Origin of the sequence: Clostridium sp. 'White wine YQ' (assembly GCF_028728205.1) — a bacterium.
Taxonomy (GTDB): Bacteria; Bacillota; Clostridia; order Clostridiales; family Clostridiaceae; genus Clostridium_T.
The window spans coordinates 635,681-658,436 of the sequence record NZ_JAQYUU010000001.1; the positions used below are offsets into that span (position 1 = coordinate 635,681).

Sequence of the window (22,756 nt, forward strand, 5' to 3'; positions counted from 1 at the left end):
AGGGGTAAAATGGAAGGATATAAAAAAGAATTTATTGATTTTATGATTGAATGTGGAGTATTAACCTTTGGAGATTTTGTTACTAAGAGCGGAAGAAAGACACCTTTCTTTATAAATACAGGTAACTATAAAACAGGAAGTCAACTAAGTAGATTAGGGGATTTTTATGCAAAAGCTATAAAAGAAAATTTCCATGAAGATTTTAATATAGTATTTGGTCCAGCATACAAAGGAATACCTTTAAGTGTGGCTACAACTATATCTTTAAGTAAGCTCTATGATATAGATATAAACTATTGTTCTAATAGAAAAGAAGTAAAGGATCACGGGGATACTGGAATTCTTTTAGGAAGTAAAATAAAAGATGGTGATAAGATTTTAATTGTAGAAGATGTAACTACAGCAGGAACCTCTATTTATGAAACAATGCCAATACTAGAAGCTCAGGGAAAAGTAGAAGTAAAAGGACTAATTATTTCAGTAGATAGAATGGAAAAAGGTAAGGGTGAAGAGTCAGCGCTAAAAGAGATACGTGATAATTTTGGCTTTAAAACCTGTGCAATAGTTACTATGGAAGAAGTAGTGGAATATTTATATAATAAAGAAGTTAACGGACAAGTATTAATTGATGATAATATGAAAAGTAGAATAGAAGATTACTATAAAGTTTATGGAACTAAATAGGTTTGTATAAATATGGGTATAGTTTGTTAAATGATTGTCATTTTCAACTATATCTTTTTTATAATTTGTTATTTATGGATAATAATTATTAACAATAAATGAAACTTTTTATCATTTACATAAATCTATTAACTTTTACATACTTATAAGATATAATGAAGTTGTAAACTTCAGGTAGGAGGAATGTGCAATGTTTAAACAATGGGATGAATTCAAGGAAGGTACCTGGCAAGAAAAGATAGATGTTAGGAACTTTATACAAAAAAACTACACACCATACGAAGGTGATGATAAGTTTTTACAAGGTATTACTGATAAAACTAAAAAGGTTTGGGATAAATCAAGCGAATTAATACTTGAGGAAATCAAAAAAGGCATCATTGATGTGGCAACAGATAGAGTTTCAGGCATAGATAGCTATGAAGCTGGTTACATAGATAAGGAAAATGAAGTTATAGTAGGTCTACAAACAGATGCTCCATTAAAAAGAATAGTAAATCCATTTGGTGGTTGGAGAATGGTTGAACAATCATTAGAAGCATATGGATATACTATAGATGAAGAAATAGGAGAGAATTTTCCTAAGTATAGAAAGACACATAATCAAGGTGTATTTGATGCTTATACTGATGAAATTAGATGGGCAAGAAGCGCAGGATTATTAACTGGTCTTCCTGATGCATATGGAAGAGGAAGAATAATAGGTGATTATAGAAGAATTGCTCTTTATGGAATCGACTTTTTAATAGAAGAAAAGAAAAAGGATTTAAAAAATCTAAAGGGCGATATGCTAGATGAACTTGTTAGAAAAAGAGAAGAGGTTTCTGAACAAATAAGAGCCCTTGGAGCTATAAAGAGTATGGCATTAAAATATGGCGTAGATCTATCTAAGCCAGCAGAAAATGCAAAAGAAGCAGTACAAGCTGTATATCTTGGATATCTTTCAGCAGTTAAAGAAAATAATGGTGCTGCAATGTCATTAGGAAGAACTTCAACATTCTTAGATATATACATAGAGAGAGATTTAAAGAGAGGTCTATTAACTGAAAAAGAGGCACAAGAAATAATAGATCAATTCATAATTAAGCTTAGATTAGTTAGACATTTAAGAACTCCAGAATATAATGATTTATTTGCAGGAGATCCAACTTGGGTTACTGAATCAATTGGAGGAATGGGAGTTAACGGTAAGACATTAGTAACTAAAAACTCCTTTAGATATTTACATACTTTATCAAATTTAGGATCTGCACCAGAACCAAATATGACAGTTTTATGGTCTGATTCTTTACCAGAAGGATTCAAGAAGTACTGTGCAAAGATGTCTATACTAACAGATTCTATTCAATATGAGAATGACGAAGTTATGAGACCTATATATGGAGATGATTATGCAATAGCTTGCTGTGTATCTGCAATGAAGGTTGGAAAACAAATGCAATTCTTTGGAGCTAGATGTAACTTAGCAAAATCCTTATTATACTCTATTAATGGCGGAGTAGATGAGAAGAAGGGTACAGTAGTAGTACCAGGTGTTGAGAAAATAGAAGATGAAATACTTGATTATGAAAAAGTAAAAGCAAGTTATTTTAAAGTTTTAGAATATGTTGCTAAGCTATATGTTGATACTATGAATATAATTCACTTTATGCATGATAAATATGCTTATGAAGCAGGTCAAATGGCTCTTCATGATACTGAGGTTGGTAGATTGATGGCATTTGGAATTGCAGGTCTTTCTGTAGCTACTGATTCATTAAGTGCTATAAAATATGCAAGAGTTAGACCAATCAGAGAAAATGGAATAACTGTTGATTTTGAAATTGATGGAGATTTCCCTAAGTATGGAAATGATGATGATAGAGTTGATGATATAGCTGTTGAATTAGTAAATAAGTTCTCAAGTGAGCTTAAAAAGCACCCACTATATAGAGATGCAAAACATACATTATCAGTATTAACTATCACATCTAACGTAGTTTATGGTAAGAAAACAGGTGCAACACCGGATGGAAGAAAAGCAGGAGAACCATTTGCTCCAGGAGCAAATCCAATGCATGGTAGAGATAATAATGGTGCTTTAGCTTCATTAAATTCAGTTGCTAAGATACCATATAATGAAGTTTGTGAAGATGGAGTATCAAATACTTTCTCAATAGTACCAGATGCTTTAGGTAAGGCAGAGGATGAAAGAGAAGAAAACCTAGTTGGAGTTCTAGATGGATACTTTACTCAAGGTGCTCATCACTTAAATGTTAATGTGTTTAATAGAGAAACATTAATGGATGCAATGGACCACCCTGAAAAATATCCTTCATTAACAATAAGAGTTTCAGGTTATGCTGTTAACTTTAATAGATTAACAAGAAAGCAACAACAAGAAGTTATAAGTAGAACTTTCCACGAAAGTTTATAATAAAGTAAAAGTTTAATGGAGGCTAGAATAGGGATTTTATTAAAATTCCTACAGCCTCCTATTTTTAAAAGAGGTGATAGTATGATAAAAGGAAATATTCATTCAATAGAAACAATGGGATTAGTGGATGGTCCAGGGATAAGAGTTGTGGTCTTTTTTCAAGGATGTGCTCTAAGATGTTCTTTTTGTCATAATCCAGATACATGGAATACTAAAGGGGGAACTGAATATACACCCGAAGAGTTAGTTAGAAAAATAGAGAGATATAAAACATATTTTAAAAACTCTGGAGGAGGAGTGACTTTTTCAGGCGGCGAGCCGCTTCTACAACCTGAGTTTCTAATTGAAGTGCTAAAATTATGTAAATCAAGAGGTATTCATACTACAATTGACACAGCAGGAGTGGGCTTAGGAAGATATGAAGAAATACTTGAATTAGTAGATTTAATTCTTTTTGATATTAAACATTATGATCCAATAGAATATGAAAAGATTACTGGAAGAAAAATAGATGAAAGTTTGAAGTTTTTAGCTCTTGCAAATAAGATGAATAAAAAGATGTGGATTAGGCATGTTATGATGCCAGGGGTAACCGACAATGAACAGGCAATTAATAAGCTAGGGGAAATTATAATAAACCTTAAAAATGTTGAGAAAATTGAAATTTTGCCATATCATTTGCTTGGTGTTAATAAGTATGAAGCACTTGGTATGAAATATAAGCTTGAATTAATGCCAGCGATGAATAAGAATAAAGCAAAAGAATTAGAAAAGTTACTAATAGAAGTAAGCAAAAAATAAAAAAGAGGCATTACCTCTTTTTTATTTATAATATAATAAATTAATCTACTGGAGAAAATTCATCTTTACCTACACCGCAAAGTGGGCAAACCCAATCTTCTGGAATATCTTCAAAAGAAGTTCCAGGAGCAACACCGTTGTCTTCATCTCCTACCGCAGGATCATATACATAACCACATACATCACAAATATAACTTTTCATAATACTTACCTCCATTATTATTTAATAATTATTATTGCTTATAATATTATTATAACATAATTTAGATATATTTCAATATATTATTTAATATAATATAAAAATATGCTTTTTTCCATTTATAAGAGAATGCGATAAAATCAATATGTTAAGACTTTATATGAGTGTATTATACAAAATTTTTGAAATATAAAACATACTAAGTTATATAATATCTATAAAAGAGTATTGTTTAAATAAAGTAAAAGGAGAAGAAAAGTGAAAAAATTTTTATTACGTTTATTAGTATTACTCTCAATTACATTTTTTATAACCATGGCCTTTACATTATTTTTGGAAAGTAAATATAAAGGGCAGTTTCATTCAGATAAAAAGGTTGAAATTAAGATAGAAAAAGATAAAATTATTCCACCTATAGAAACTTCATTAGTAAAAGCAAATTATGCTTTTTCAAAAGGATATTTTTTATTGAACATTGCCTTAAGTATAATTTTCCCTATATTTATAATTAAATGCGGAATAATTGAAATTGTAGAAAATAAATTTTTAAAACGAAATAATTATATAAGAGAAGGGATAATAATAGGTGTGGTATATTACTTAACTAGTTTTATTATCTTTTTCCCGCTAACATTCTTTTCTTCATTTTATAGATTGAAACTTGTAGGACTATTAAATTACGACTTTTTTTCGTGGCTCTTGGACTTATTTAAAAATGAAGCTTTAAATTTTGTGTTAACTACCTTGTCTGTAACAATTTTATATTATATTTTTAAAAGGTTTAAGTTGTGGCCACTTTTAGTTGTAATCTTTACAGGTTTTTCTGTTATATTAGGAACATTTATTTTCCCGTTTGTTGTAGATCCGCTGCTAAATGAAATAACTCCAATGCAAAATAAAGAATTGGAATCAAAAATAAAAGATTTAGCTCATAGAGAGGGAATTAATAATATCAGTGTATATCAAGTGAAAATGAGTGACCAGACATCTGCATTAAATGCATATATGACAGGGATTTTTTCCTCAAAGAGAATAGTTGTATGGGATACTACATTGAATAATCTAGATGAATCACAAATATTATCAGTAGTTGCACATGAAATAGGACATTATAAACTTAATCATATTCCAAAGGGAATCGCGCTAGAATTTCTATTAGGGGCACTAACGTACTTCCCAGCTTATATACTTGCATTTATTATAGCCAAAAGAAATAATAGAGAAATTAAGGGACCCTATGGACTTGCATACATTTTATTAATCTCAACATTAATAGGAATGGTTTTAAATCCTGTTTCACTATATTATTCGAGAAAAGTGGAGTTGGATGCTGATAAGTTTGCAATACAAATTACAAAAGATAATTTAACAAATGGTATATTAGAACTTAAGTTTATGGAAACTAATCTTTCACCATATGATGTTGATGAGTGGTATAAGCTACTAAGGTTTGATCATCCTACAGCAAAAGAGAGAATCGATTTAGCTAATAGTTATGATAAATAAAAGAAAGGCTTCATATGAAGCCTTTTTAAATTTTAGAAGAAAAATATCCAGCAGGTATTAGTTTTTTCTTTATTCCTTCTACAACAATTAAATATGTAGCAGCTGTATCGAATCTAGCATCATGATAGTTTCCACTACCTTCGAATAACTTATCTGCTGTTTCTTCGATTTTTGATTTTGATATATTAAAATAATCAACTACCTCTTGTAGTTTAGGGTTTTTATATTCACCATTGTTTTTAAGTAGTTTAAGAATATCTTTATAATAATTCATTGTGCAAAAGGTGCGTTTAGCATTAAATTCTTCCCCTAGTATGTATAGAAGTTCATGAGATAAGAATTTTATATCGAAAGATACATTATGTCCTATAATAAAATCAGCTTGCATAAAATCCTCTAGAAACTCTTCATAAGAATCTTCAAAATAATTGCCGTTACTTAAGTCATATAACTTCTCTAAAGAAAATCCATGCACTGCTTCAGCTGATGGATCCATTTCATCTACAGTAAAAAAATAGTTTTTCCCATAAGTTTGTTGAGGTTTAACACCTGAATCTACAATGATATAACTAAGTTGACATATTCTCCCTGGGCGTATACTTGTAGTTTCAGTATCAAAAAATAGTAATTTCATCTTCTAGTCCTCCTTAGATAACTATTTTTATAATAATATAAATACTTTGAAGTTTAAAGAAAAATTTAAGAAATTTATGTATATGTTATAAAAGAAATTGAGAATAATAAAAAAAGTACTGCTAAGGCAGCACTTTTTATTTTATAAGTTTTGCAATATGAGCTAATAACTCCTTACAATTGCGTAAAGTTTCATGTTCTTCATCTAATAGAGGATTGAATTCTACAAAATCCATAGAACGAATTATGTTAGTAGCAAATAATCCTGATAGAATTTCTTTACTCTCTTTCATATTGATACCTTTGCTTACAGGAGTGCCTGTTCCAGGTACGAAGGAAGAGTCCAAAGAATCTATATCAAAACTAAGATGCAGGTTGTTTATATTTAATTGAGTGAGTCTATTTTTAAAATCTTCTAAAAATGCTTTTATACCAATAGACTTAATATCATTAGTAGTCCAAACGTTTATTTTTAAATTTCTTATTAATTCCATTTCACCTTTATCTAAATCTCTAGCTCCAACTATAAATACCTTACTTGGATCTATTTTTCTGCCACTAAAATATAAATCAGTTAATAAATTATGGCCAATACCCATTGCAGCAGATAAAGGCATTCCATGAACGTTGCCTGAAGGAGTAGTTAAGTGAGTATTAATATCTCCATGAGCATCAACCCAAACAACACCTAAGTCATCGTTAAAGTATTTTGCAGCACCACTTAAGCTTCCTAATCCTAATGAGTGATCTCCACCTACAACAAAAGGAAAAGATTTTGATGCTAATGAAGCATATACTGCATGAGCTAAATTTTTGTTTGTCTCAACAATAGCAGCTAAGTATTTCATGTTTTTATGCTCTGCAAATTTATTTTCATGAGAAACTTTTGGTACATAAATGTTTCCTAAATCAAAAATCTTATTATTTTCTTTCAATATATCTAAAAGTCCATGCTCTCTCAGGGTATCTGGCCCTAAGTTAACACCTTCTCTATCGCATCCATAAAATATAGGAACACCAAGTACATTTATTATCATCGATCTACCTCCTAATCATTAGTACTAACAAATTATATATCATATTAAGACAAAATATAAGAGTATTTTTTTAATATTTTATATAAAAACTTAAATTTTTTGTGAATAGATATATAGGTGGGTCAAATTAATGAAAAATTTAACAAACATATTGAAAATAACTTTGGAAAAGAATATAATAATATCATAGATAATAATTCTCAATAAGGAATCATTATTAAGAGGAGGTAGTTAATATGATTAAAGAAAAAGGAACTAAAATTTCAATTGTTGGTGCTGGTTTTGTTGGTTCAACAACTGCATATGCATTAATGTTAAATGGATTAGCATCAGAAATTGTAATTGTTGATATTAATAAAGAAAAAGCTGAAGCAGAAGCTATGGATTTATCTCATGGAGCTGCATTTGTTAAAGCAGTAGATGTAAAGGCTGGAGGGTATGAAGATACAAAAGATTCAGATATAATTATTATTACTGCTGGAATTGGGCAAAAACCAGGGGAATCAAGATTGGATATTATAAATAAAAATATTCCTATATTTAAAAGCATTGTACCTGAAGTAGTAAAATACAGTCCTAATGGTATTTTATTAGTTGTATCTAATCCAGTAGATATATTAACTTATATAGCTTATAAAATCTCAGGATTACCTGCAAATAGGGTTATTGGTTCAGGAACTGTTTTAGACACATCAAGGTTTAAATATATGTTAAGTGAGCATTTTGAAATTGATGCAAGAAATATTCATACTTATATAATAGGGGAACACGGAGATTCTGAAATTGCAGCATGGAGCTTAACAAATATTGCAGGAGTTTCTGCAGATGAGTATTGCAGTAGAATGTGTAAGAGATGTAATGGCAGCTTTAAAGAAACAATCCCTGATAAAGTTAAAGATGCAGCTTATGAAATAATAAATAAAAAAGGGTATACTAATTACGCAGTGGGTCTTGCAATTAGTAGAATTGTTGAAGCCATCATAAGAGATGAAGATTCTATATTAACTGTAAGCTCATTACTTAAAGGTGAATATGGACTTGAAGATGTATATTTAGCTATTCCAACAATAGTTAATAGAGAAGGAGCTAAACAAATACTAGAAGTGTCATTAGAAGAGAAGGAAAGTGATAAGCTTAAAGCTTCTGCTGAGATTATTAAAAAACATCTAAAAGAAGCAGGAATATAAAATAATTTACTTAATTACCATGCAACTAAAAAAAGAAACTCATAAGTGGGTTTCTTTTTTGTTATGTACTAATTATTTATTTTTAAAGAAATTTCTCCTGAAAAAATACTTTCAGTCTTACCGTCTCTTTCAATAATAAGTTCACCGTTTTCACCTATATTTATTACTTTTCCGTTAATAAGTTCTTTACCTTTAATTAAAGTTACATGTTTATTAATAACATAAGAATTATTTCTTATTATTTCTAGCGGATAGGAGAAGTCAAAATTTACTCCAAAGTTATTGTAAAAGTGCTCAAATTTATCAAGAATATCAGTTAATAGAGCTTCTCTATCGAAGTCTTTATTATAAACTGTTTTTAATGAGGTAGCTATTGTACTAATTTCTTCAGGAAATTCAGAAGATTCCTGATTTATGTTTAGACCAAAGCCAATTATTAAGTAGTTTATTCTGTCCATGTCTCCTTTCATTTCTGTTAGGATGCCACCAATTTTTTTATTGTCGAGATAAATATCATTAGGCCATTTAACTTTTGCATCAATATTATATGAATGCAGAACCTCTATTATTGCTGCACAGATAATTGAAGTGATTTTAGATATTTCGTATGGAGATAATTCTGGCTTTAAGTATATAGAGCAGTATATTCCTTTGCCTTTTGGTGAAAACCAGTTTCTATCAAATCTACCTCTTCCATTAAGCTGATGGTCAGTTAATACGATAGTTCCACTCTGAATATTTTCGGAATGATTTTTGCAATAATCATTTGTTGATTCTATGGTATCAAAATAAAGTATTTTTTTTACTAATGTATTTTTAGATAAATTACTAGTTAATTTATCAATTGATAGTTTACTAGGAGCAAAAGTAAGTTTATATCCTTTTCTAGGAGAAGATTCAATTATGTATCCTTCTTCTTGTAAGGATTTTATATACTTCCAAATAGCAGCTCTTGTAACCCCTAAAGTCTTACTTATATCCTCACCAGAAACATAATTATATTTATTACTTTGTAGTATTTCTAAAATTAGTAATTTCAAAAAATGACCTCCTATTGGTTTTTAAGAAAATTATAACATTAAAATGTCATTTTTTCGCAACCAATGTGAAAATTTATATAGTATAATTATTTTATTATATTTAAACTTTATGTAAAAGATGGGGTAAGAGAATGAAAAAAATGAGTAAGAGGAAAAAGATTATAATAGTAATTAGCACGCTACTTCTTATAATTGCTACTGCTTCTGTGGGAACTTATTACTATATAAAAAGCAAAATTTATGTTGAACCTGAAAAGGTTGTAGAAGTTCCAAAAGAGGATAAGGAGGAAATAAAGTATCAAGAACAAAATGGTATAATAAATATTTTGTTGGTAGGTATAGATGGGAGAACACTCGATGAAAAATCGAGAAGTGATTCAATTATAATAGCAACAATAGATACCAATCTTAAAAAAGTAAAATTAAGTTCAATTATGAGAGATACATTAATAAAAATTCCTGGGTATGGGGAACAAAAAATTAATGCTGCGTATTCTATTGGAGGTCCAGAGTTACTAATTAAAACAATAAAAGAAAACTTTGGGGTAACATTAGATAAATATGTAGTTGTTAATTTCTGGGGATTTCAAGATATAGTAGATGCTATGGGTGGTTTAGATATAGATGTAAAAGATTATGAAATTAATGAGATAAACAAATATATTGGTGAGGTTGATACAGTAAAATCTCCGCCATTAACTAAGTCAGGATTGCAGCATCTTGATGGACAGCAAGCTTTATCCTATGCCAGAATTAGAAAGGTAGGTAATGGTGATTATGAGAGAGTTGCTAGACAAAAATCTGTAGTTACTCTGCTCGCACAAAAGGGAAAAGAAATATCGCCAATAAAATACCCTTCAGTTGCTAATGCATTGTTAAAGTGTGTAAAAACTAATATTGATCCAATGACAATATTTAATTATGCATATACATTTTATAAGTTTGATAATCCTGTTTTTGAACAATTACAAATTCCGGCCACTGAATTAAGCCAAGGTGGAGAATATATGGATAAAGGAAGGGTATTTTTAATTGATGCCAAGCAGAATGGAAAAGTGCTACAAGATTTTATTTTTAATGACAAAAAGTGGGAATCAAAAGATTATAACTTAGCAAGCTTTAGAAGTATAATAAGTCAATATATGGCAAAGGCTGAAGCGTTTAATCCAGCTGATAAGCCTGCACTTGATGAAAATGGAGATGTAATAAATCCAAGTACTAAAACTCCAACTAAAACAGAGGGAGATGGAGGAACTGTTCCAACTAACGGGACAGGAGGAGCAACAACACCTGGAAATACTCCTGCTAATGGGGGAACAACTGGTGGTGCAACAACACCTGGTGGAACACCTTCAAACGGAGGCACAACACCTGGAGGCAGTAACCCTCCTACAAATGATACTGGTAATAATCAAAAACCACCTACCACTAAATAGTGTTAAAAAATAAAATATTGTAAAATGTAATCATACATTGTTGATTAAAAGTGTATAAAAATATATAATTAAGCAGGTAATATTTTTGTCTGCTTAATTTTTTGTGGAAAGGGAATGAATAATGAGCGAAAATAAAAAAGAAGTTAAAGGTAAGAAAAAAAGAAGATTTTCATTTAAAATCTTTATTGCTTTTATTGTTTTTGAAGTTGTATTTACTGCAATAACAGGGCCATTCTTCTTGTACTACGGACCTTTCAAAAATGTAAAAAAAGGCTTTGTAGGAGCAGCAATGACCTCTTATAAAAGTCAGTTCTTAGCAAAATGGTTTTTAAGTCAAAGTGAAATTGATAAGATATTAGCTGAAAATAATAATATTGAAGAAGGAAATACAGATGCATCTGATAAAGAGATAAGTATTCCTAAAAGTCATGATGACACTATAGAAAGATTCGATATAGAAAGTGATAAATTTAAAGGATATTTACTTGTTGTTAAAGACCCAACTAGAGTTCATGTTGGATATACATCAAAGCTTGGTGTGGAAGGGCAAACCGTTTCTCAAATTGCAAAGGATAATAATGCAATAGCAGCTATAAATGCAGGTGGATTTACTGATAAATCTGCAAATTCAACTTGGGCAGGAAATGGAGGACAAGTAATTGGTTTAATTATGTCAGAAGGAAAGGTAATTTCCTATGATGCTGATGAAAATAGTAAGACCGATATGATAGCAATAAATAAAGAAGGAAGATTGTTAGTTGGAAAATACTCATTAAAAGAACTTACTAACCTAGGTGCTCAAGAAGCAGTAACCTTTGGACCAGCGTTGGTTATTAATGGAAAAGGAACAATCAAATCTGGCGATGGTGGATGGGGAATTGCTCCTAGAACAGTAATAGGCCAGAAAAATGATGGATCTATAATGTTACTTGTTATAGATGGAAGACAAGTGTTTAAGAGTGTTGGAGCAACACTAAAGGAAGCTCAAGATGTTATGATAAAATATGGAGCTGTTAATGCTGCTAACCTAGATGGAGGAAAATCTACTACTATGTATTATGAAGGTGATGTAATAAATACTCCTTCAGATAGCTTAGGTGAAAGAAGTATTCCTACAGCTTTTATAGTAAAGTAAAAAGGAGAGAATTTAATGAAGGTATTTAAGAGAATAATCATTTGGATTATAATTTCTTTAACAATTCAATCTTTAGGGCTTCTTTATTTAGATAAAAAGATATTTGTAAGTAGCAATAATTTTAAAGCTGTAAAGGTTGATGACAAGAAAAAGGCAACTGATAAAGAAATTAACATAACAGAGAACGTGGATTATAAGATTAGCTTTGATGGAAAGTATCTATCTTATTTAAAAGATGGGATATTAAACATAATTGATACAAAAACAGGAGAATCAAAAAGTGTCAAAACTGAAAATGAATCAAAAATTTTAAATTATATTTGGCTTTCAGATAGAAATAGAATATTATTTGTAGATAAAGAAAGCAGTGAAGGAAAGAAGAGTAATTTCTTTTTAAATTATTACGATGCAAGTAAGAATGAAGTAGGAAAAGTTGAAAAGTTAGATTCATTAGATCAAGGCGCAGTAGTAGATAGTATTGATGCCTCAACGCTTCATAATGTAACTTATATAAAAGTTAATGAAAAAGGAGTCAAAGGTTTAGTTTATAGAATTGATATTAATCATAAAATTACAAAAATGAATCTAAACAGCTCGATAATTGGAAGTATAAAAGTAATTCCTCATGTGGATAGACTCATTTATGAAGATGATTTAAATGGAAATATATATGCGACTAATCCTAATATAAGGCTATCATTTACGAACAAAACAAAATTATTATATATAGATAGCAATGATGTAGTATATGTTGGTATTGCTGAAGGTGGAAAGATATCTAAAGTTATGTATGGTAGCTTAGACACTGATACAGGAAGTTGGAAAACAGTTCTGTTCGATAAACCTGTTGATAAAGAAAATATTTTTGTTTCTCAAAAAGGCGATGTAATGGTGAATGATATGTTACAAGGTATAATAAAAGATGTAACAATGTCAAAGGAATATAAATATGAAGGAACATATTTAGGTGTATATGATTTAGGAATAGCTTCAACATCACAAGGAAAACTTATTAAAACACCTTTTAATAAAGAGTAACTTATATAAGGATGGATCTGCTCCATCCTTTTTATAATATATAATGCATTAAAGAATTTACATGTCACTTAGAGCTTTTAGAAGTTTTAACTAAGAGTTTTGACATGAGATGTAATATGATTTTTGCATTATATATACTTAATAAATTGACTATAATCAGCAATAGTGGACATAGTTAGTAATAATGAATTTTTCTTTAATAGATAATTCATTATTTAAATTTCTTATGCTATAATATCATTTATATAAGGAGGATTGAAAATGAATTTTAATATGTTAAATATTGTACTATCTATACCTGCAATTTTGGTTGCATTTACATTTCATGAATATGCACATGCATGGATGGCTGATAGATTGGGTGATAAAACCGCCAGATTCCAAGGAAGATTGACATTAAATCCTTTAGCGCATGTAGACCCTATGGGATTTATTATGATTTTAATATTTGGATTTGGATGGGCAAAACCTACACCAGTTAATCCAAGGGCATTTAAAAATTATTATAAAGATGATTTAAAGGTATCTATAGCAGGACCATTAGCAAATTTAATTGTTGCTATTATATTTACTGTAATTACGGGGATATTTTTTCGCCTTACTATGGGAAGTAATGGGGATCTTGCTTATTTAACAGCAAGAATGCTTTTGATGATTGTTACAATTAATGTTAATTTATTTTTCTTCAACCTATTACCCGTGCCAGGATTTGATGGATTTAACATATTAGAAGATTTATTTCCAAGAGCATTTAGAAGAATTGGAGATCAAATATACAAGTATCAAATGATAATATTCTTTATTGTAGTGTTTTTTGCTTGGAAAGTAATATCAGGACCATCAGCAGCAGTTATAGAACAATTATCAAAACTAATGGTATTTGTAGCGAATTTATTTTAAGGAGGAACCATGAGACTAAGGAAAAAGTGGTGGGCAAGACCAGAATTAGAAGCAGATCCAAAGGTTATTGTAAATCCAAAGGAGTACAAAGGAAAATGGAGTGAGGTCTTTGGAAATAATAATCCTATATATTTAGAATTAGGTTGTGGAAGAGGTCAATTTGCAGCTTTAAATTGCAGAAACAATCCTAATATGAACTATATAGCAATTGATTTAAAAGATGAAGTATTAGTTAACGCCTTAAGAAGAGTTAACGAAGAAGGCGTAGAAAATATTAGACTGATACCTCTTAATATTACTTTTATAGAAGAGGTTTTTGATAAAGATGAAATTTCTAAAATATATATAAATTTCTGTAATCCTTGGCCAAAAGACAGACATAAAAAAAGAAGATTGACTCATAGCAGATTTCTTGAAATCTATAAGGGTTTCTTGAAGAATGGTGGACAAATTTGGTTTAAAACAGATGATAAAGAACTTTTTGATGAATCACAAGAGTATTTTAAAGAATCAGGCTTTAATATTGAATTCCTGACTTATGATTTACACAAATCAGATTTTAAAGAAAATATTATGACTGAATATGAAACAAAATGGACTGGCCTAGGAAAGAATATAATGTTTTTGACTGCTAGGTTAAAATGAGGAATAGAGGTTGTCTTAAATTTTCATTAAGGCAACCTCTATTTATATTAGCTAATGATATATTGTAACAAGTGGTTTTCATAGCAAAATACATTAAATAGAACTAATGATGCTATTTTTATTGACATTTTTTAAATGTAAAATGTATAATATGAATAATGTAATATTTTAAATTCTGGGAAGAGGAAAGTAGTTTAATTAGTATCTTTAAGCGAGCAGAGGATGGTGTAAGCTCTGTAGGAGAGATTAAAATGAAGAGAGCCTTGGAGAAGCTGCCTGGTGTTTTCTATTGGGTAGTCGCAATTTAAGCGTTAGATGATTGAGTGGCATTATAGTGTTTTAAGTATAACACTATTTTGAATTAGAGTGGTACCGCGGGAATTCCGTCTCTTTATTTTTATAATAAAGAGGCGTTTTTATTTGAAAAAATATAACAACTAGGAGGAAGAAAGATGGATTATAAAAAGATTGTAGCTGAAAGAATTGGTTCAGTTATTGAATTAGAGAAAGATAAGATTGAAGCATTAATTGAAATACCCCCAAATGGTGATATGGGAGATTATGCCTTCCCATGCTTCCAATTATCTAAAGTATTAAGAAAAGCTCCAAATATGATTGCAGCTGAGCTTAAAGATAAGATAAACGTTGAAGGGTTTGAAAAAGTTGAAAACCTAGGACCATACCTTAACTTTTTTGTAGATAAAGGATCTTTTTCAAAAAATACAATTGAAAATATTATAGATTTAGGAGATAAATATGGATCATCAAATATAGGAAATGGTGAAACTGTATGTGTTGAATACTCATCTCCTAATATTGCAAAGCCTTTCCATGTAGGACATTTATTCTCTACAGTAATAGGAAATGCTCTTTACAAGATGTTCAATTTCCAAGGATATAAATCAGTTGGAATAAATCACTTAGGTGACTGGGGAACTCAATTCGGAAAGCTAATTTCTGCTTATAAAAGATGGGTAGATGAGGAGGCTCTTGAAAGAGAACCAATAAATGAATTACTAAGAATATATGTAAAATTCCATGATGAGGCAGAAAAGAATCCTGAACTAGAAGATGAAGGAAGAATGTGGTTTAAGAAATTAGAAGATGGAGATCAAGAAGCTAATGAGTTATGGAAGAGATTCACTGAACTATCTCTAAAAGAGTTTAATAAGGTATATGATGAGTTAGGTGTAAAGTTTGATTCATATGCAGGTGAAGGTTTCTATAACGATAAGATGGATGTTGTTATAAAAGAACTACAAGAAAAGAAACTTTTAACTGAAAGTAATGGGGCACAAGTAGTAATGCTAGAAGATTATAATATGCCTCCATGCATAATATTAAAATCAGATGGAGCTACTATATATGCTACAAGAGATCTAGCAGCAGCTATGTATAGAAAAAATAATTATGATTTCAAAAAGAGCATATATGTTGTTGGATCACCTCAAGCACTTCATTTTAAACAAGTATTTAAGGTGTTAGAATTAGCTGGTCATGAATGGGCTAAAGATTGCGTACATGTAGGCTTTGGACTAATTAAGTTTGCTGATAGAAAACTATCTACAAGAAAAGGAGAGGTTATCCTATTAGAAGATCTATTAAGAGAAGCTAGAGAAAAGGTTCTTGAAACAATAAATGAAAAGAATCCTTCATTAGAGAATAAAGAAGAAGTTGCTGAAAAAGTTGGTATAGGTGCAGTAATATTTACTTACCTTAAAAATTCAAGAGAGAAAGATATAGTATTTGATTGGAAGGAAATGCTTTCTTTTGATGGAGAGACTGGCCCATATGTTCAATATGCTTATGCAAGAGCAAAAAGTATATTAAGAAAAGTTGGAGAAATTCAAGGGGAAGTAGATTATAGCAAATTAAGTTCTAAAGAGGAGTTTGAACTTATAAAAACACTAGAAAACTTTAATAAAAACATTCTTAGTGCTTTAGATAAGCTTGAACCTTCAATAGTAACTAGATACTCTGTTGATGTAGCTAAAGCCTTTAACAAGTTCTATAATTCTCATTCAGTTAGCAATTTAGAAGATGAAGGACTTAAAATAGCAAGAGTGAAATTAATCGAAGCTACTTGCCAAGTGATAAAGAATTCATTAGATTTGATAGGAATACAAGTTATAGAAAAAATGTAATTAAAATAAGAGGCTATTGCATATTGCAACAGCCTCTTATTTGTAAGTATATAAACATAAATGTGAGATATTACTTATTTTTTTATTTTAAGTCCATGGTCTTCTTCATACTTTGGGCAACTGCTTGAACAACTTCCACAATTGCATTCACCCTTAGAAGACTTTCTCAAACTCTTAAAGATAAAATATCCAGCTACTGCAAGGATAACCCCTGCTATTAAAATTTCTTTCATATAAATCACTTCCTTAAAATAATAATCCGCCAATATTATAAACCATAAATGCAGCTACCCAAGCTACAGCTAATTGGAATACTACAGAAAATAGGGTGAATTTTGAACCAAATTCTTTTTTCATAGTACCAATTGCAGATACACATGGTGTGTATAAAAGTACAAATACCATAAATGAAAGTGCAGTTAAGAAATTAAAGAAACTAGGTAATATACTTGATAAATCTCCTGTGTAAATAACTTGCATAGTTGATACAACTGTTTCTTTTGCTAATAACCCTGTAAGTAATGATACGGCTGCTTGCCAATTTCCAAAACCTAAAGGTGCAAAGAATGGAGCTATAACATTTCCAATTGATGCAAGGAAACTAGTATTAATTTCACTTACTAAGCCTGAAAAATTAAAGTTTGATAAGAACCATATAACAACACTCATTGAGAAAATAATTGTTCCAGCTTTCTTTAAGAAACCACTACCTTTGTCCCAAGTGTGCTTAAGAACATTTTTAATTTCAGGAACTTTATATTCAGGAAGCTCAATTATAAATGGTTCTTCGTCTTTTTTAAACAATGTGTTTTTAAAGAATATTCCTAGTATAAATGCCACTATAATACCGGCTAAATAAAGAGAGGCTACAACTATAGCTTCTTTTCCTCTGAAGAATACGCTAGAAAATACTAAGTAAACAGGTAATCTAGCATTACAACTCATAAATGGCACTAGTAAAGCGGTTAATTTTCTATCTTTTTCACTTTCTAGAGTTCTAGCTGACATTATAGCAGGTACTGAGCAACCGAAACCAACCATCATAGGTATGAATGCTTTGCCTGATAGACCCATCTTTCTCATTAGTTTGTCCATTATAAATGCCACTCTTGCCATATACCCTGAGTCTTCTAAAATAGAAATACATAGGAATAAGGCTAAAATAACAGGTAGTAAAACAACTATGCTACCAACACCTGAAATGATTCCATCGACAATTAAACTTTTAAACCAACCTGAAGAGGTAGATAATAAATTTTCAGCACCAGGAATGATTAACCCTTGTAATACTGTACCATCTAACCAGTCAGATAAAGGAATTCCAACCCAACTGAAAGTAAATTTAAAAATAAATGCAACTGCGATTATAAATAGAGGATAAGCTAGGAAGGGATTCAGAAATATTTTATCTAACTTCTCAGATATATCAGAAACTTTAGCTTCTTTTACATTTAAGTTTTTTATAAGTTCTTGATTTTTTCCATTTATCTTTTTAGCCTCATGGGAATCTTTATTAACTAAGATGTTAGAAAGGATACTATCTAAGAAACCATAAACTTCAACTTCGTTTTGCATATGAAAATCATTATCAGTTGAAGGACGTTCGAAATCCTTCTTCTCAATTAATTCTTTAATATGTTCAATACCTTTACCTTTAGAAGCGCTGATAGGTATAACTTTTACTCCCATCTCTTTTTCTAATAGGTCTATGTCAATTAAAAATCCCTTTTTTAGAACAATATCCATCATATTTAATATTAATATAATTGGAATGTTAAAATCCTTTAATTGAGTAGTAAGATATAGGTTTCTTTGTAAATTAGATGCATCAACAATGTTTAGTATTGCATCTACATTTCCTTCTTCTAAAAAAGTTTTAGAAACTTTTTCTTCGTTAGAGAATGTATCCATAGCATAAATTCCTGGTAAGTCTACAATCTTGATATCTTTATAGAAACCTTCTTTTTTTTCTACGGTTACTCCTGCCCAGTTTCCAACGTATTGGTTTGAACCAGTTAATTCATTAAATAATGTTGTTTTACCTACATTAGGGTTTCCAAGTAGAGCGATAGTTGTCATTAATATTCCCCCTTATTTTATAAAAATATTTTTAGCGTCCTTCTTTCTAAGTGCGAAATCTGTTCCTCTTAGATTTACAACTATAGGATCACCTAAGGGAGCTACTCTTTTCAAAGTTATTTCAGTTCCTTCAACGCAACCAAGTGCTAGAAGTCTTTTAGCTAGTTTTTCGTTTCCTGCAATTTCATTTATTAATCCAACCTCACCAGGTTTTAAATCGCAAATGCACATTATTAACACCTCACATTGAAAATCATTATCACATACTTATAATATCAGTATATTCGTACATAGTCAAGAAAATAACAATGTAAAGTTGCAAATTATTTTACAAATAGGTTGTATTATTTCTAATAATGGTGATAAAATAAAAATTAAAAATTAAAGTAATGGAGTGATAATTATGACAAGAATTGCAGCATTTTTCGATATTGATGGTACTTTATACAGAGAAGGCTTAATTACTGAAGTTTTTAAAAAAATGATTAAGTATGAAATAATTGAGCCGGATAAATGGTATAAGGAAGTACGTCCAAGTTTTCTAAAATGGGATAGAAGAGAAGGGGACTATGATTTATATTTACTAAAAATGATTGATATATATATGGAAGCTATTAAAGGAATAGATAAGCATCATATTGAATTTATAGCTAATCGAGTTATAGAACAAAAGGGAGATAGAGTTTATACATTTTCCAGGGAAAGAATTAAATGGCATAAAGAAAATAATCATGTTCTGATAATAATCTCTGGCTCTCCAATTGAACTCGTAAGAGAAATGGCATTGAAATATGGTTTTGATGATTATAAAGGTGCGATATATCTTTTGGGCAAAGAGGGCAAATATACAGGTGAGGTTTCGCCAATGTGGGATTCTGTAAGCAAGAAAAACGCAATTGATGAAATGACACAGAAATATGATATTGATTTATCTCAAAGTTATGCTTATGGTGACACTTCAGGAGATTTTACAATGCTTAAATCTGTTAGTTATCCGTACTGCATTAACCCAACAAAAGAACTTCTTGACAAGGTAAGAGAGGATGAGGAAGTAAGAAAAAAAATAAAAGTAGTTGTTGAAAGAAAAGATGTAACTTATAATTTAAATATAGACGACATTCAATATGTTTAAAAGAAAGAGTGAGATTTAGTGATAGTAAGACAAAACACTATTAAAGTGACGGATCTCTCAAAGGAAAATATGCTTAAATTTGGAGACGGAGATTTATCCTTTGAGGATGCTGTCTATTTTGACCTAGAACATTATGTCTATAAAAAACCAAAATGTGTTGGCGTTTTCGGCGCTTGTTATTTCTCTGCTGAAGATTCAGAAATTCATGTTACTCAATATATGATTGAGAATAAGGAAGAAGTAAAAGATATCCTTATTCTAGCAAAAAGTTATCTGGAAGATATCTATAAAAATAAATTGAAGAAATCTATAGTCACTTTTTCGGGAAACAATGACTTTACAGTTATTAATTATTTATTTAATAAATTTCAAGTAGACTTTTCATTTCAGGAGCACTTTACATCAATTGATTTGCAAAAAGAATATGAAAAAGTAAATAAGAAGAGTATAGGTTTAAAAAATTTAGAAAAACAATTTTTCATTGAACGGGAAGAATGTGATCTTATATCTGGAGCAAACTTAGCTAAAACTTTCCATAAGGTTTTGAAAGATAGCGATTATATTTTTAGGATGCCAAAAGAAAAGATAGAAAAAATACTTATTTATAATGAAGCGGATGTCGTTAACCTTTTTCACATATATAAGGATTGGAAAAAACATATAACATTAGAACAAGAATCTTCAGAGGAAATAAAAGAGAGCTGTACAGTTTAGTACAACTCTCTTTTATTTTTTATTAGGGGGACGGTTAACATATTATTTCTTAAATATTAGTTTAAAATATTTGAAATAAATGTTAACCGTCCCCAAGTTTTATTTGTTAAAAGTAATATTTTTACCATCTAAGGTTGCAATAATAGTTCCATCTAAATCAGTTCTATAATATTTTATTTTAGCTGCTTTTAAGTTATCTAGAGTTTCCTTATGTGGATGCCCGTATTTATTGTCTTTTCCACATGAAATGATAGCATATTTAGGATTTACTGCCTGTAAAAAGTTTTTTGAAGTGGAAGTAGAACTTCCATGATGGCCTACTTTTAATATATCTGACTTTAGGTTATAGCCCTTTTGAAGAGTTTCTGCTTCAGATTCTTTTTCAGCATCACCAGTAAATAGAGCTGTATTACTACCATAAGTCAATTTAATTATTGCTGAATAATTGTTATTATCATCACCATAGTTATCACTATTAGGTGCAAATACATCAAGCTTTAAATCAGGAGAAAAATCAATTGTAGATCCTCCTTTTAAAACATTGATTTTAAGATCTTTATTGTTTAGTTCTGTAACCATATCTTTAAATGCAGCAGTAGTAGTCTTCTTCTTTGGTGCATAGAATTTGCCTACATCAAAGTTCTTAATTACCCAGTCCATATTTCCAATATGATCTTCATCGGGATGGGTAGCAACAATTGCATCAAACTTCTTTATTTTTAATGAGTTTATATAGTTCTTGAATTTTTTATCTTCTTTACTTGTAGATGAATCTATAAGTAAGTTCTTATCTTTATATTGGATTAAGATAGCATCTCCTTGTCCAACATCAATATAATGTATCTCAACGCCATCTATTGTTTTAGCTTCGTTGTTAACGGTACTACCTTTGCTACATGAGATAAAAAGAAAAGATGTAATAACTAATAATAATGAGAGAAATTTAAGTTTTTTCATAACTGCCTCCTTAATAATCGCCAATAAATATAGTTTATCATTATATTATTCTTATGAGAAGATTTGAAATACTTGCACTTTAAGCAAGACATAGTATAATGAAATAGATGAAATTAGGATGGTGTAAAGTATGAAAAAGATTAAAATGTTAGTTTCTTATGGTTTATATATGATTTTATTTAGAATTAGAGGATTTAAGTATAAATTGCTAAAATCAAGAGCTACTGAAGAAGAAGTTATTAAATACAGGGACAAGGTTATTCAAAATTGGGCAGCCTTTACTGTGAAGACTCTAGATCTTAAAATACAAGTAGTAGGAAGAGAAAATATTCCGAGTGAAGCTTGTGTGTTTATAGGAAATCATCAAAGCTTATTAGATATACCTATTTTACTATATGGAACACAAAGAAGTGTTGGCTTTATAGCTAAAAAAGAACTTTTAAAGGTTCCTGTAATTGGATACTGGATGCGTTTGATTCATTGTGTCCCAATTGATAGGGAAAATGTAAGAGAAGCTATAAAAGTAATTAACATAGGTTCTGATAATTTATTGAATGGTAATGATATGGCGATATTCCCTGAGGGAACTAGAGCTAGAGAAGGAGTAATGAAAGATTTCAAAAAGGGCAGTATGAAATTAGCAACAAAAGCAAAAGCACCTATAGTTCCTGTTACGATAGATGGTAGCTATAAAGCTTATGAGTTAAATAATAAATTCCAAAGTGCTGAAGTAAAAATAACCTTTGGGGAACCAATATATACAAATAATTTAACAAAAGAAGAAGAGAAAGATTTACATATAAGAGTTCAGAATGTTGTAAAAGGAAATCTTCAAGTTAAATAAAATTATTTAACAAGACGTGTTCATTTAAAATGGGCATGTCTTGTTTTATTGTAAGTTAATTACAGGAGAATTAATATGAATATATAATATTATTATTTTCAGAAATTTATATTTTGAATGAAAAATGAAATAAAAATAATTTCTGAATTTCATTTTTTGTGTTATAATTGTATAAGATTGATAAAAAATCTATTAAAATGAAATTTTATAAAAACTTATATGCATACTA

At 29.8% G+C, this 22,756-nt stretch carries 22 protein-coding genes and 1 other annotated feature; of the genes, 14 read left to right on the top strand and 8 right to left on the bottom strand.

Translation table 11 applies throughout. From position 1 onward, the window contains the following. Window positions 1-9: 9 nt before the first annotated feature. The 3 genes from pyrE (at window position 10) to pflA (ending at window position 3,901) form a co-directional block, all read left to right on the top strand. The gene (gene pyrE / locus PTZ02_RS03050; protein ID WP_274226345.1) at window positions 10-684 is read left to right on the top strand and encodes an orotate phosphoribosyltransferase; all 675 of its coding nucleotides are present in this window, start codon (window positions 10-12) and stop codon (window positions 682-684) included. Window positions 685-874: 190 nt separating this feature from the next. Continuing rightward, window positions 875-3,100, top strand: a complete 2,226-nt coding sequence (gene pflB, locus PTZ02_RS03055) for a formate C-acetyltransferase (RefSeq protein WP_274226346.1) — start codon at window positions 875-877, stop codon at window positions 3,098-3,100. 81 nt (window positions 3,101-3,181) lie between these two features. After that, window positions 3,182-3,901 carry a pyruvate formate-lyase-activating protein gene (gene pflA, locus PTZ02_RS03060; protein ID WP_274226347.1) on the top strand — a complete coding sequence of 240 codons (720 nt, stop codon included), beginning with the start codon at window positions 3,182-3,184 and terminating at the stop codon, window positions 3,899-3,901. A gap of 40 nt (window positions 3,902-3,941) precedes the next feature. Here the strand turns inward: pflA and rd are convergent, their stop codons facing one another. After that, window positions 3,942-4,103, bottom strand: a complete 162-nt coding sequence (gene rd / locus PTZ02_RS03065; RefSeq protein WP_274226348.1) for a rubredoxin — start codon at window positions 4,101-4,103, stop codon at window positions 3,942-3,944. Window positions 4,104-4,358: 255 nt separating this feature from the next. On the opposite strand from rd, the gene PTZ02_RS03070 reads away from it, so the two are divergent. After that, window positions 4,359-5,606 (top strand): M48 family metallopeptidase, encoded by a 1,248-nt coding sequence (locus PTZ02_RS03070; RefSeq protein ID WP_274226349.1) that lies wholly within the window; start codon window positions 4,359-4,361, stop codon window positions 5,604-5,606. Between the two features lie 25 nt (window positions 5,607-5,631). On the opposite strand, the gene PTZ02_RS03075 is transcribed toward PTZ02_RS03070, so the two are convergent. Together PTZ02_RS03075 and rocF are read right to left on the bottom strand one after the other, a co-directional pair. After that, window positions 5,632-6,240, bottom strand: a complete 609-nt coding sequence (locus tag PTZ02_RS03075) for a 3'-5' exonuclease (RefSeq protein WP_274226350.1) — start codon at window positions 6,238-6,240, stop codon at window positions 5,632-5,634. A 136-nt stretch (window positions 6,241-6,376) separates the two neighbouring features. Then, on the bottom strand, window positions 6,377-7,276 hold the full coding sequence (rocF, locus tag PTZ02_RS03080) for an arginase (RefSeq protein WP_274226351.1): 900 nt from the start codon (window positions 7,274-7,276) through the stop codon (window positions 6,377-6,379). Between the two features lie 236 nt (window positions 7,277-7,512). On the opposite strand from rocF, the gene PTZ02_RS03085 reads away from it, so the two are divergent. After that, window positions 7,513-8,463 carry an L-lactate dehydrogenase gene (locus PTZ02_RS03085; protein WP_274226352.1) on the top strand — a complete coding sequence of 317 codons (951 nt, stop codon included), beginning with the start codon at window positions 7,513-7,515 and terminating at the stop codon, window positions 8,461-8,463. 68 nt (window positions 8,464-8,531) lie between these two features. Here the strand turns inward: PTZ02_RS03085 and PTZ02_RS03090 are convergent, their stop codons facing one another. After that, the gene (locus PTZ02_RS03090) at window positions 8,532-9,503 is read right to left on the bottom strand and encodes a biotin--[acetyl-CoA-carboxylase] ligase (RefSeq protein ID WP_274226353.1); all 972 of its coding nucleotides are present in this window, start codon (window positions 9,501-9,503) and stop codon (window positions 8,532-8,534) included. A 131-nt stretch (window positions 9,504-9,634) separates the two neighbouring features. Here PTZ02_RS03090 and PTZ02_RS03095 point away from each other — a divergent pair, with 131 nt between their 5' ends. The 6 genes from PTZ02_RS03095 (at window position 9,635) to argS (ending at window position 16,801) form a co-directional block, all read left to right on the top strand. Next, the gene (locus tag PTZ02_RS03095) at window positions 9,635-10,939 is read left to right on the top strand and encodes an LCP family protein (protein WP_274226354.1); all 1,305 of its coding nucleotides are present in this window, start codon (window positions 9,635-9,637) and stop codon (window positions 10,937-10,939) included. 121 nt (window positions 10,940-11,060) lie between these two features. Then, window positions 11,061-12,074, top strand: coding sequence for a phosphodiester glycosidase family protein (locus PTZ02_RS03100; RefSeq protein ID WP_274226355.1), 1,014 nt, complete (start codon window positions 11,061-11,063; stop codon window positions 12,072-12,074). A gap of 15 nt (window positions 12,075-12,089) precedes the next feature. Continuing rightward, the gene (locus tag PTZ02_RS03105) at window positions 12,090-13,112 is read left to right on the top strand and encodes a hypothetical protein (RefSeq protein ID WP_274226356.1); all 1,023 of its coding nucleotides are present in this window, start codon (window positions 12,090-12,092) and stop codon (window positions 13,110-13,112) included. A gap of 261 nt (window positions 13,113-13,373) precedes the next feature. After that, window positions 13,374-14,012 (top strand): site-2 protease family protein, encoded by a 639-nt coding sequence (locus PTZ02_RS03110; protein WP_274226357.1) that lies wholly within the window; start codon window positions 13,374-13,376, stop codon window positions 14,010-14,012. Window positions 14,013-14,021: 9 nt separating this feature from the next. Further along, window positions 14,022-14,657, top strand: coding sequence for a tRNA (guanosine(46)-N7)-methyltransferase TrmB (gene trmB / locus PTZ02_RS03115; RefSeq protein WP_274226358.1), 636 nt, complete (start codon window positions 14,022-14,024; stop codon window positions 14,655-14,657). 168 nt (window positions 14,658-14,825) lie between these two features. Beyond that, window positions 14,826-15,051 (top strand) — a binding site (T-box leader). A gap of 58 nt (window positions 15,052-15,109) precedes the next feature. Further along, window positions 15,110-16,801 carry an arginine--tRNA ligase gene (gene argS, locus PTZ02_RS03120; RefSeq protein WP_274226359.1) on the top strand — a complete coding sequence of 564 codons (1,692 nt, stop codon included), beginning with the start codon at window positions 15,110-15,112 and terminating at the stop codon, window positions 16,799-16,801. 74 nt (window positions 16,802-16,875) lie between these two features. On the opposite strand, the gene PTZ02_RS03125 is transcribed toward argS, so the two are convergent. The 3 genes from PTZ02_RS03125 to PTZ02_RS03135 are packed head-to-tail and all read right to left on the bottom strand — an operon-like array spanning window position 16,876 to window position 19,111. Continuing rightward, window positions 16,876-17,034 carry a FeoB-associated Cys-rich membrane protein gene (locus PTZ02_RS03125; protein WP_202767456.1) on the bottom strand — a complete coding sequence of 53 codons (159 nt, stop codon included), beginning with the start codon at window positions 17,032-17,034 and terminating at the stop codon, window positions 16,876-16,878. A 13-nt stretch (window positions 17,035-17,047) separates the two neighbouring features. After that, a complete protein-coding gene (feoB, locus tag PTZ02_RS03130) occupies window positions 17,048-18,880 on the bottom strand; it encodes a ferrous iron transport protein B (protein WP_274226360.1) in 1,833 nt (610 codons plus the stop codon). Between the two features lie 12 nt (window positions 18,881-18,892). Continuing rightward, complete coding sequence (locus PTZ02_RS03135) at window positions 18,893-19,111, bottom strand: FeoA family protein (protein WP_274226361.1); 219 nt, start codon at window positions 19,109-19,111, stop codon at window positions 18,893-18,895. A gap of 172 nt (window positions 19,112-19,283) precedes the next feature. On the opposite strand from PTZ02_RS03135, the gene PTZ02_RS03140 reads away from it, so the two are divergent. Together PTZ02_RS03140 and PTZ02_RS03145 are read left to right on the top strand one after the other, a co-directional pair. After that, window positions 19,284-20,012: an HAD-IB family hydrolase gene (locus PTZ02_RS03140; RefSeq protein WP_274226362.1), complete on the top strand. Its 729-nt coding sequence runs from the start codon at window positions 19,284-19,286 to the stop codon at window positions 20,010-20,012. Between the two features lie 39 nt (window positions 20,013-20,051). Then, on the top strand, window positions 20,052-20,726 hold the full coding sequence (locus tag PTZ02_RS03145) for a ribonuclease H-like domain-containing protein (RefSeq protein ID WP_274228059.1): 675 nt from the start codon (window positions 20,052-20,054) through the stop codon (window positions 20,724-20,726). A gap of 99 nt (window positions 20,727-20,825) precedes the next feature. Here PTZ02_RS03145 and PTZ02_RS03150 read toward each other — a convergent pair whose 3' ends face one another. After that, entirely contained in the window at window positions 20,826-21,683 is an 858-nt protein-coding gene (locus PTZ02_RS03150; RefSeq protein WP_274226363.1) for a ComEC/Rec2 family competence protein, read from the bottom strand. Between the two features lie 130 nt (window positions 21,684-21,813). On the opposite strand from PTZ02_RS03150, the gene PTZ02_RS03155 reads away from it, so the two are divergent. Beyond that, window positions 21,814-22,527: a lysophospholipid acyltransferase family protein gene (locus tag PTZ02_RS03155; protein WP_274226364.1), complete on the top strand. Its 714-nt coding sequence runs from the start codon at window positions 21,814-21,816 to the stop codon at window positions 22,525-22,527. The last annotated feature ends 229 nt before the right edge of the window (window positions 22,528-22,756 follow it).

Bases quoted from the DNA above. Each gene is read 5' to 3' on its own strand.
- pyrE (WP_274226345.1), top strand. From the start codon at position 10: ATGGAAGGATATAAAAAAGAATTTATTGATTTTATGATTGAATGTGGA.
- pflB (WP_274226346.1), top strand. From the start codon at position 875: ATGTTTAAACAATGGGATGAATTCAAGGAAGGTACCTGGCAAGAAAAG.
- pflA (WP_274226347.1), top strand. From the start codon at position 3,182: ATGATAAAAGGAAATATTCATTCAATAGAAACAATGGGATTAGTGGAT.
- rd (WP_274226348.1), bottom strand. From the start codon at position 4,103: ATGAAAAGTTATATTTGTGATGTATGTGGTTATGTATATGATCCTGCG.
- PTZ02_RS03075 (WP_274226350.1), bottom strand. From the start codon at position 6,240: ATGAAATTACTATTTTTTGATACTGAAACTACAAGTATACGCCCAGGG.
- rocF (WP_274226351.1), bottom strand. From the start codon at position 7,276: ATGATAATAAATGTACTTGGTGTTCCTATATTTTATGGATGCGATAGA.
- PTZ02_RS03085 (WP_274226352.1), top strand. From the start codon at position 7,513: ATGATTAAAGAAAAAGGAACTAAAATTTCAATTGTTGGTGCTGGTTTT.
- PTZ02_RS03095 (WP_274226354.1), top strand. From the start codon at position 9,635: ATGAAAAAAATGAGTAAGAGGAAAAAGATTATAATAGTAATTAGCACG.
- PTZ02_RS03100 (WP_274226355.1), top strand. From the start codon at position 11,061: ATGAGCGAAAATAAAAAAGAAGTTAAAGGTAAGAAAAAAAGAAGATTT.
- PTZ02_RS03105 (WP_274226356.1), top strand. From the start codon at position 12,090: ATGAAGGTATTTAAGAGAATAATCATTTGGATTATAATTTCTTTAACA.
- PTZ02_RS03110 (WP_274226357.1), top strand. From the start codon at position 13,374: ATGAATTTTAATATGTTAAATATTGTACTATCTATACCTGCAATTTTG.
- trmB (WP_274226358.1), top strand. From the start codon at position 14,022: ATGAGACTAAGGAAAAAGTGGTGGGCAAGACCAGAATTAGAAGCAGAT.
- argS (WP_274226359.1), top strand. From the start codon at position 15,110: ATGGATTATAAAAAGATTGTAGCTGAAAGAATTGGTTCAGTTATTGAA.
- PTZ02_RS03125 (WP_202767456.1), bottom strand. From the start codon at position 17,034: ATGAAAGAAATTTTAATAGCAGGGGTTATCCTTGCAGTAGCTGGATAT.
- feoB (WP_274226360.1), bottom strand. From the start codon at position 18,880: ATGACAACTATCGCTCTACTTGGAAACCCTAATGTAGGTAAAACAACA.
- PTZ02_RS03135 (WP_274226361.1), bottom strand. From the start codon at position 19,111: ATGTGCATTTGCGATTTAAAACCTGGTGAGGTTGGATTAATAAATGAA.
- PTZ02_RS03140 (WP_274226362.1), top strand. From the start codon at position 19,284: ATGACAAGAATTGCAGCATTTTTCGATATTGATGGTACTTTATACAGA.
- PTZ02_RS03150 (WP_274226363.1), bottom strand. From the start codon at position 21,683: ATGAAAAAACTTAAATTTCTCTCATTATTATTAGTTATTACATCTTTT.
- PTZ02_RS03155 (WP_274226364.1), top strand. From the start codon at position 21,814: ATGAAAAAGATTAAAATGTTAGTTTCTTATGGTTTATATATGATTTTA.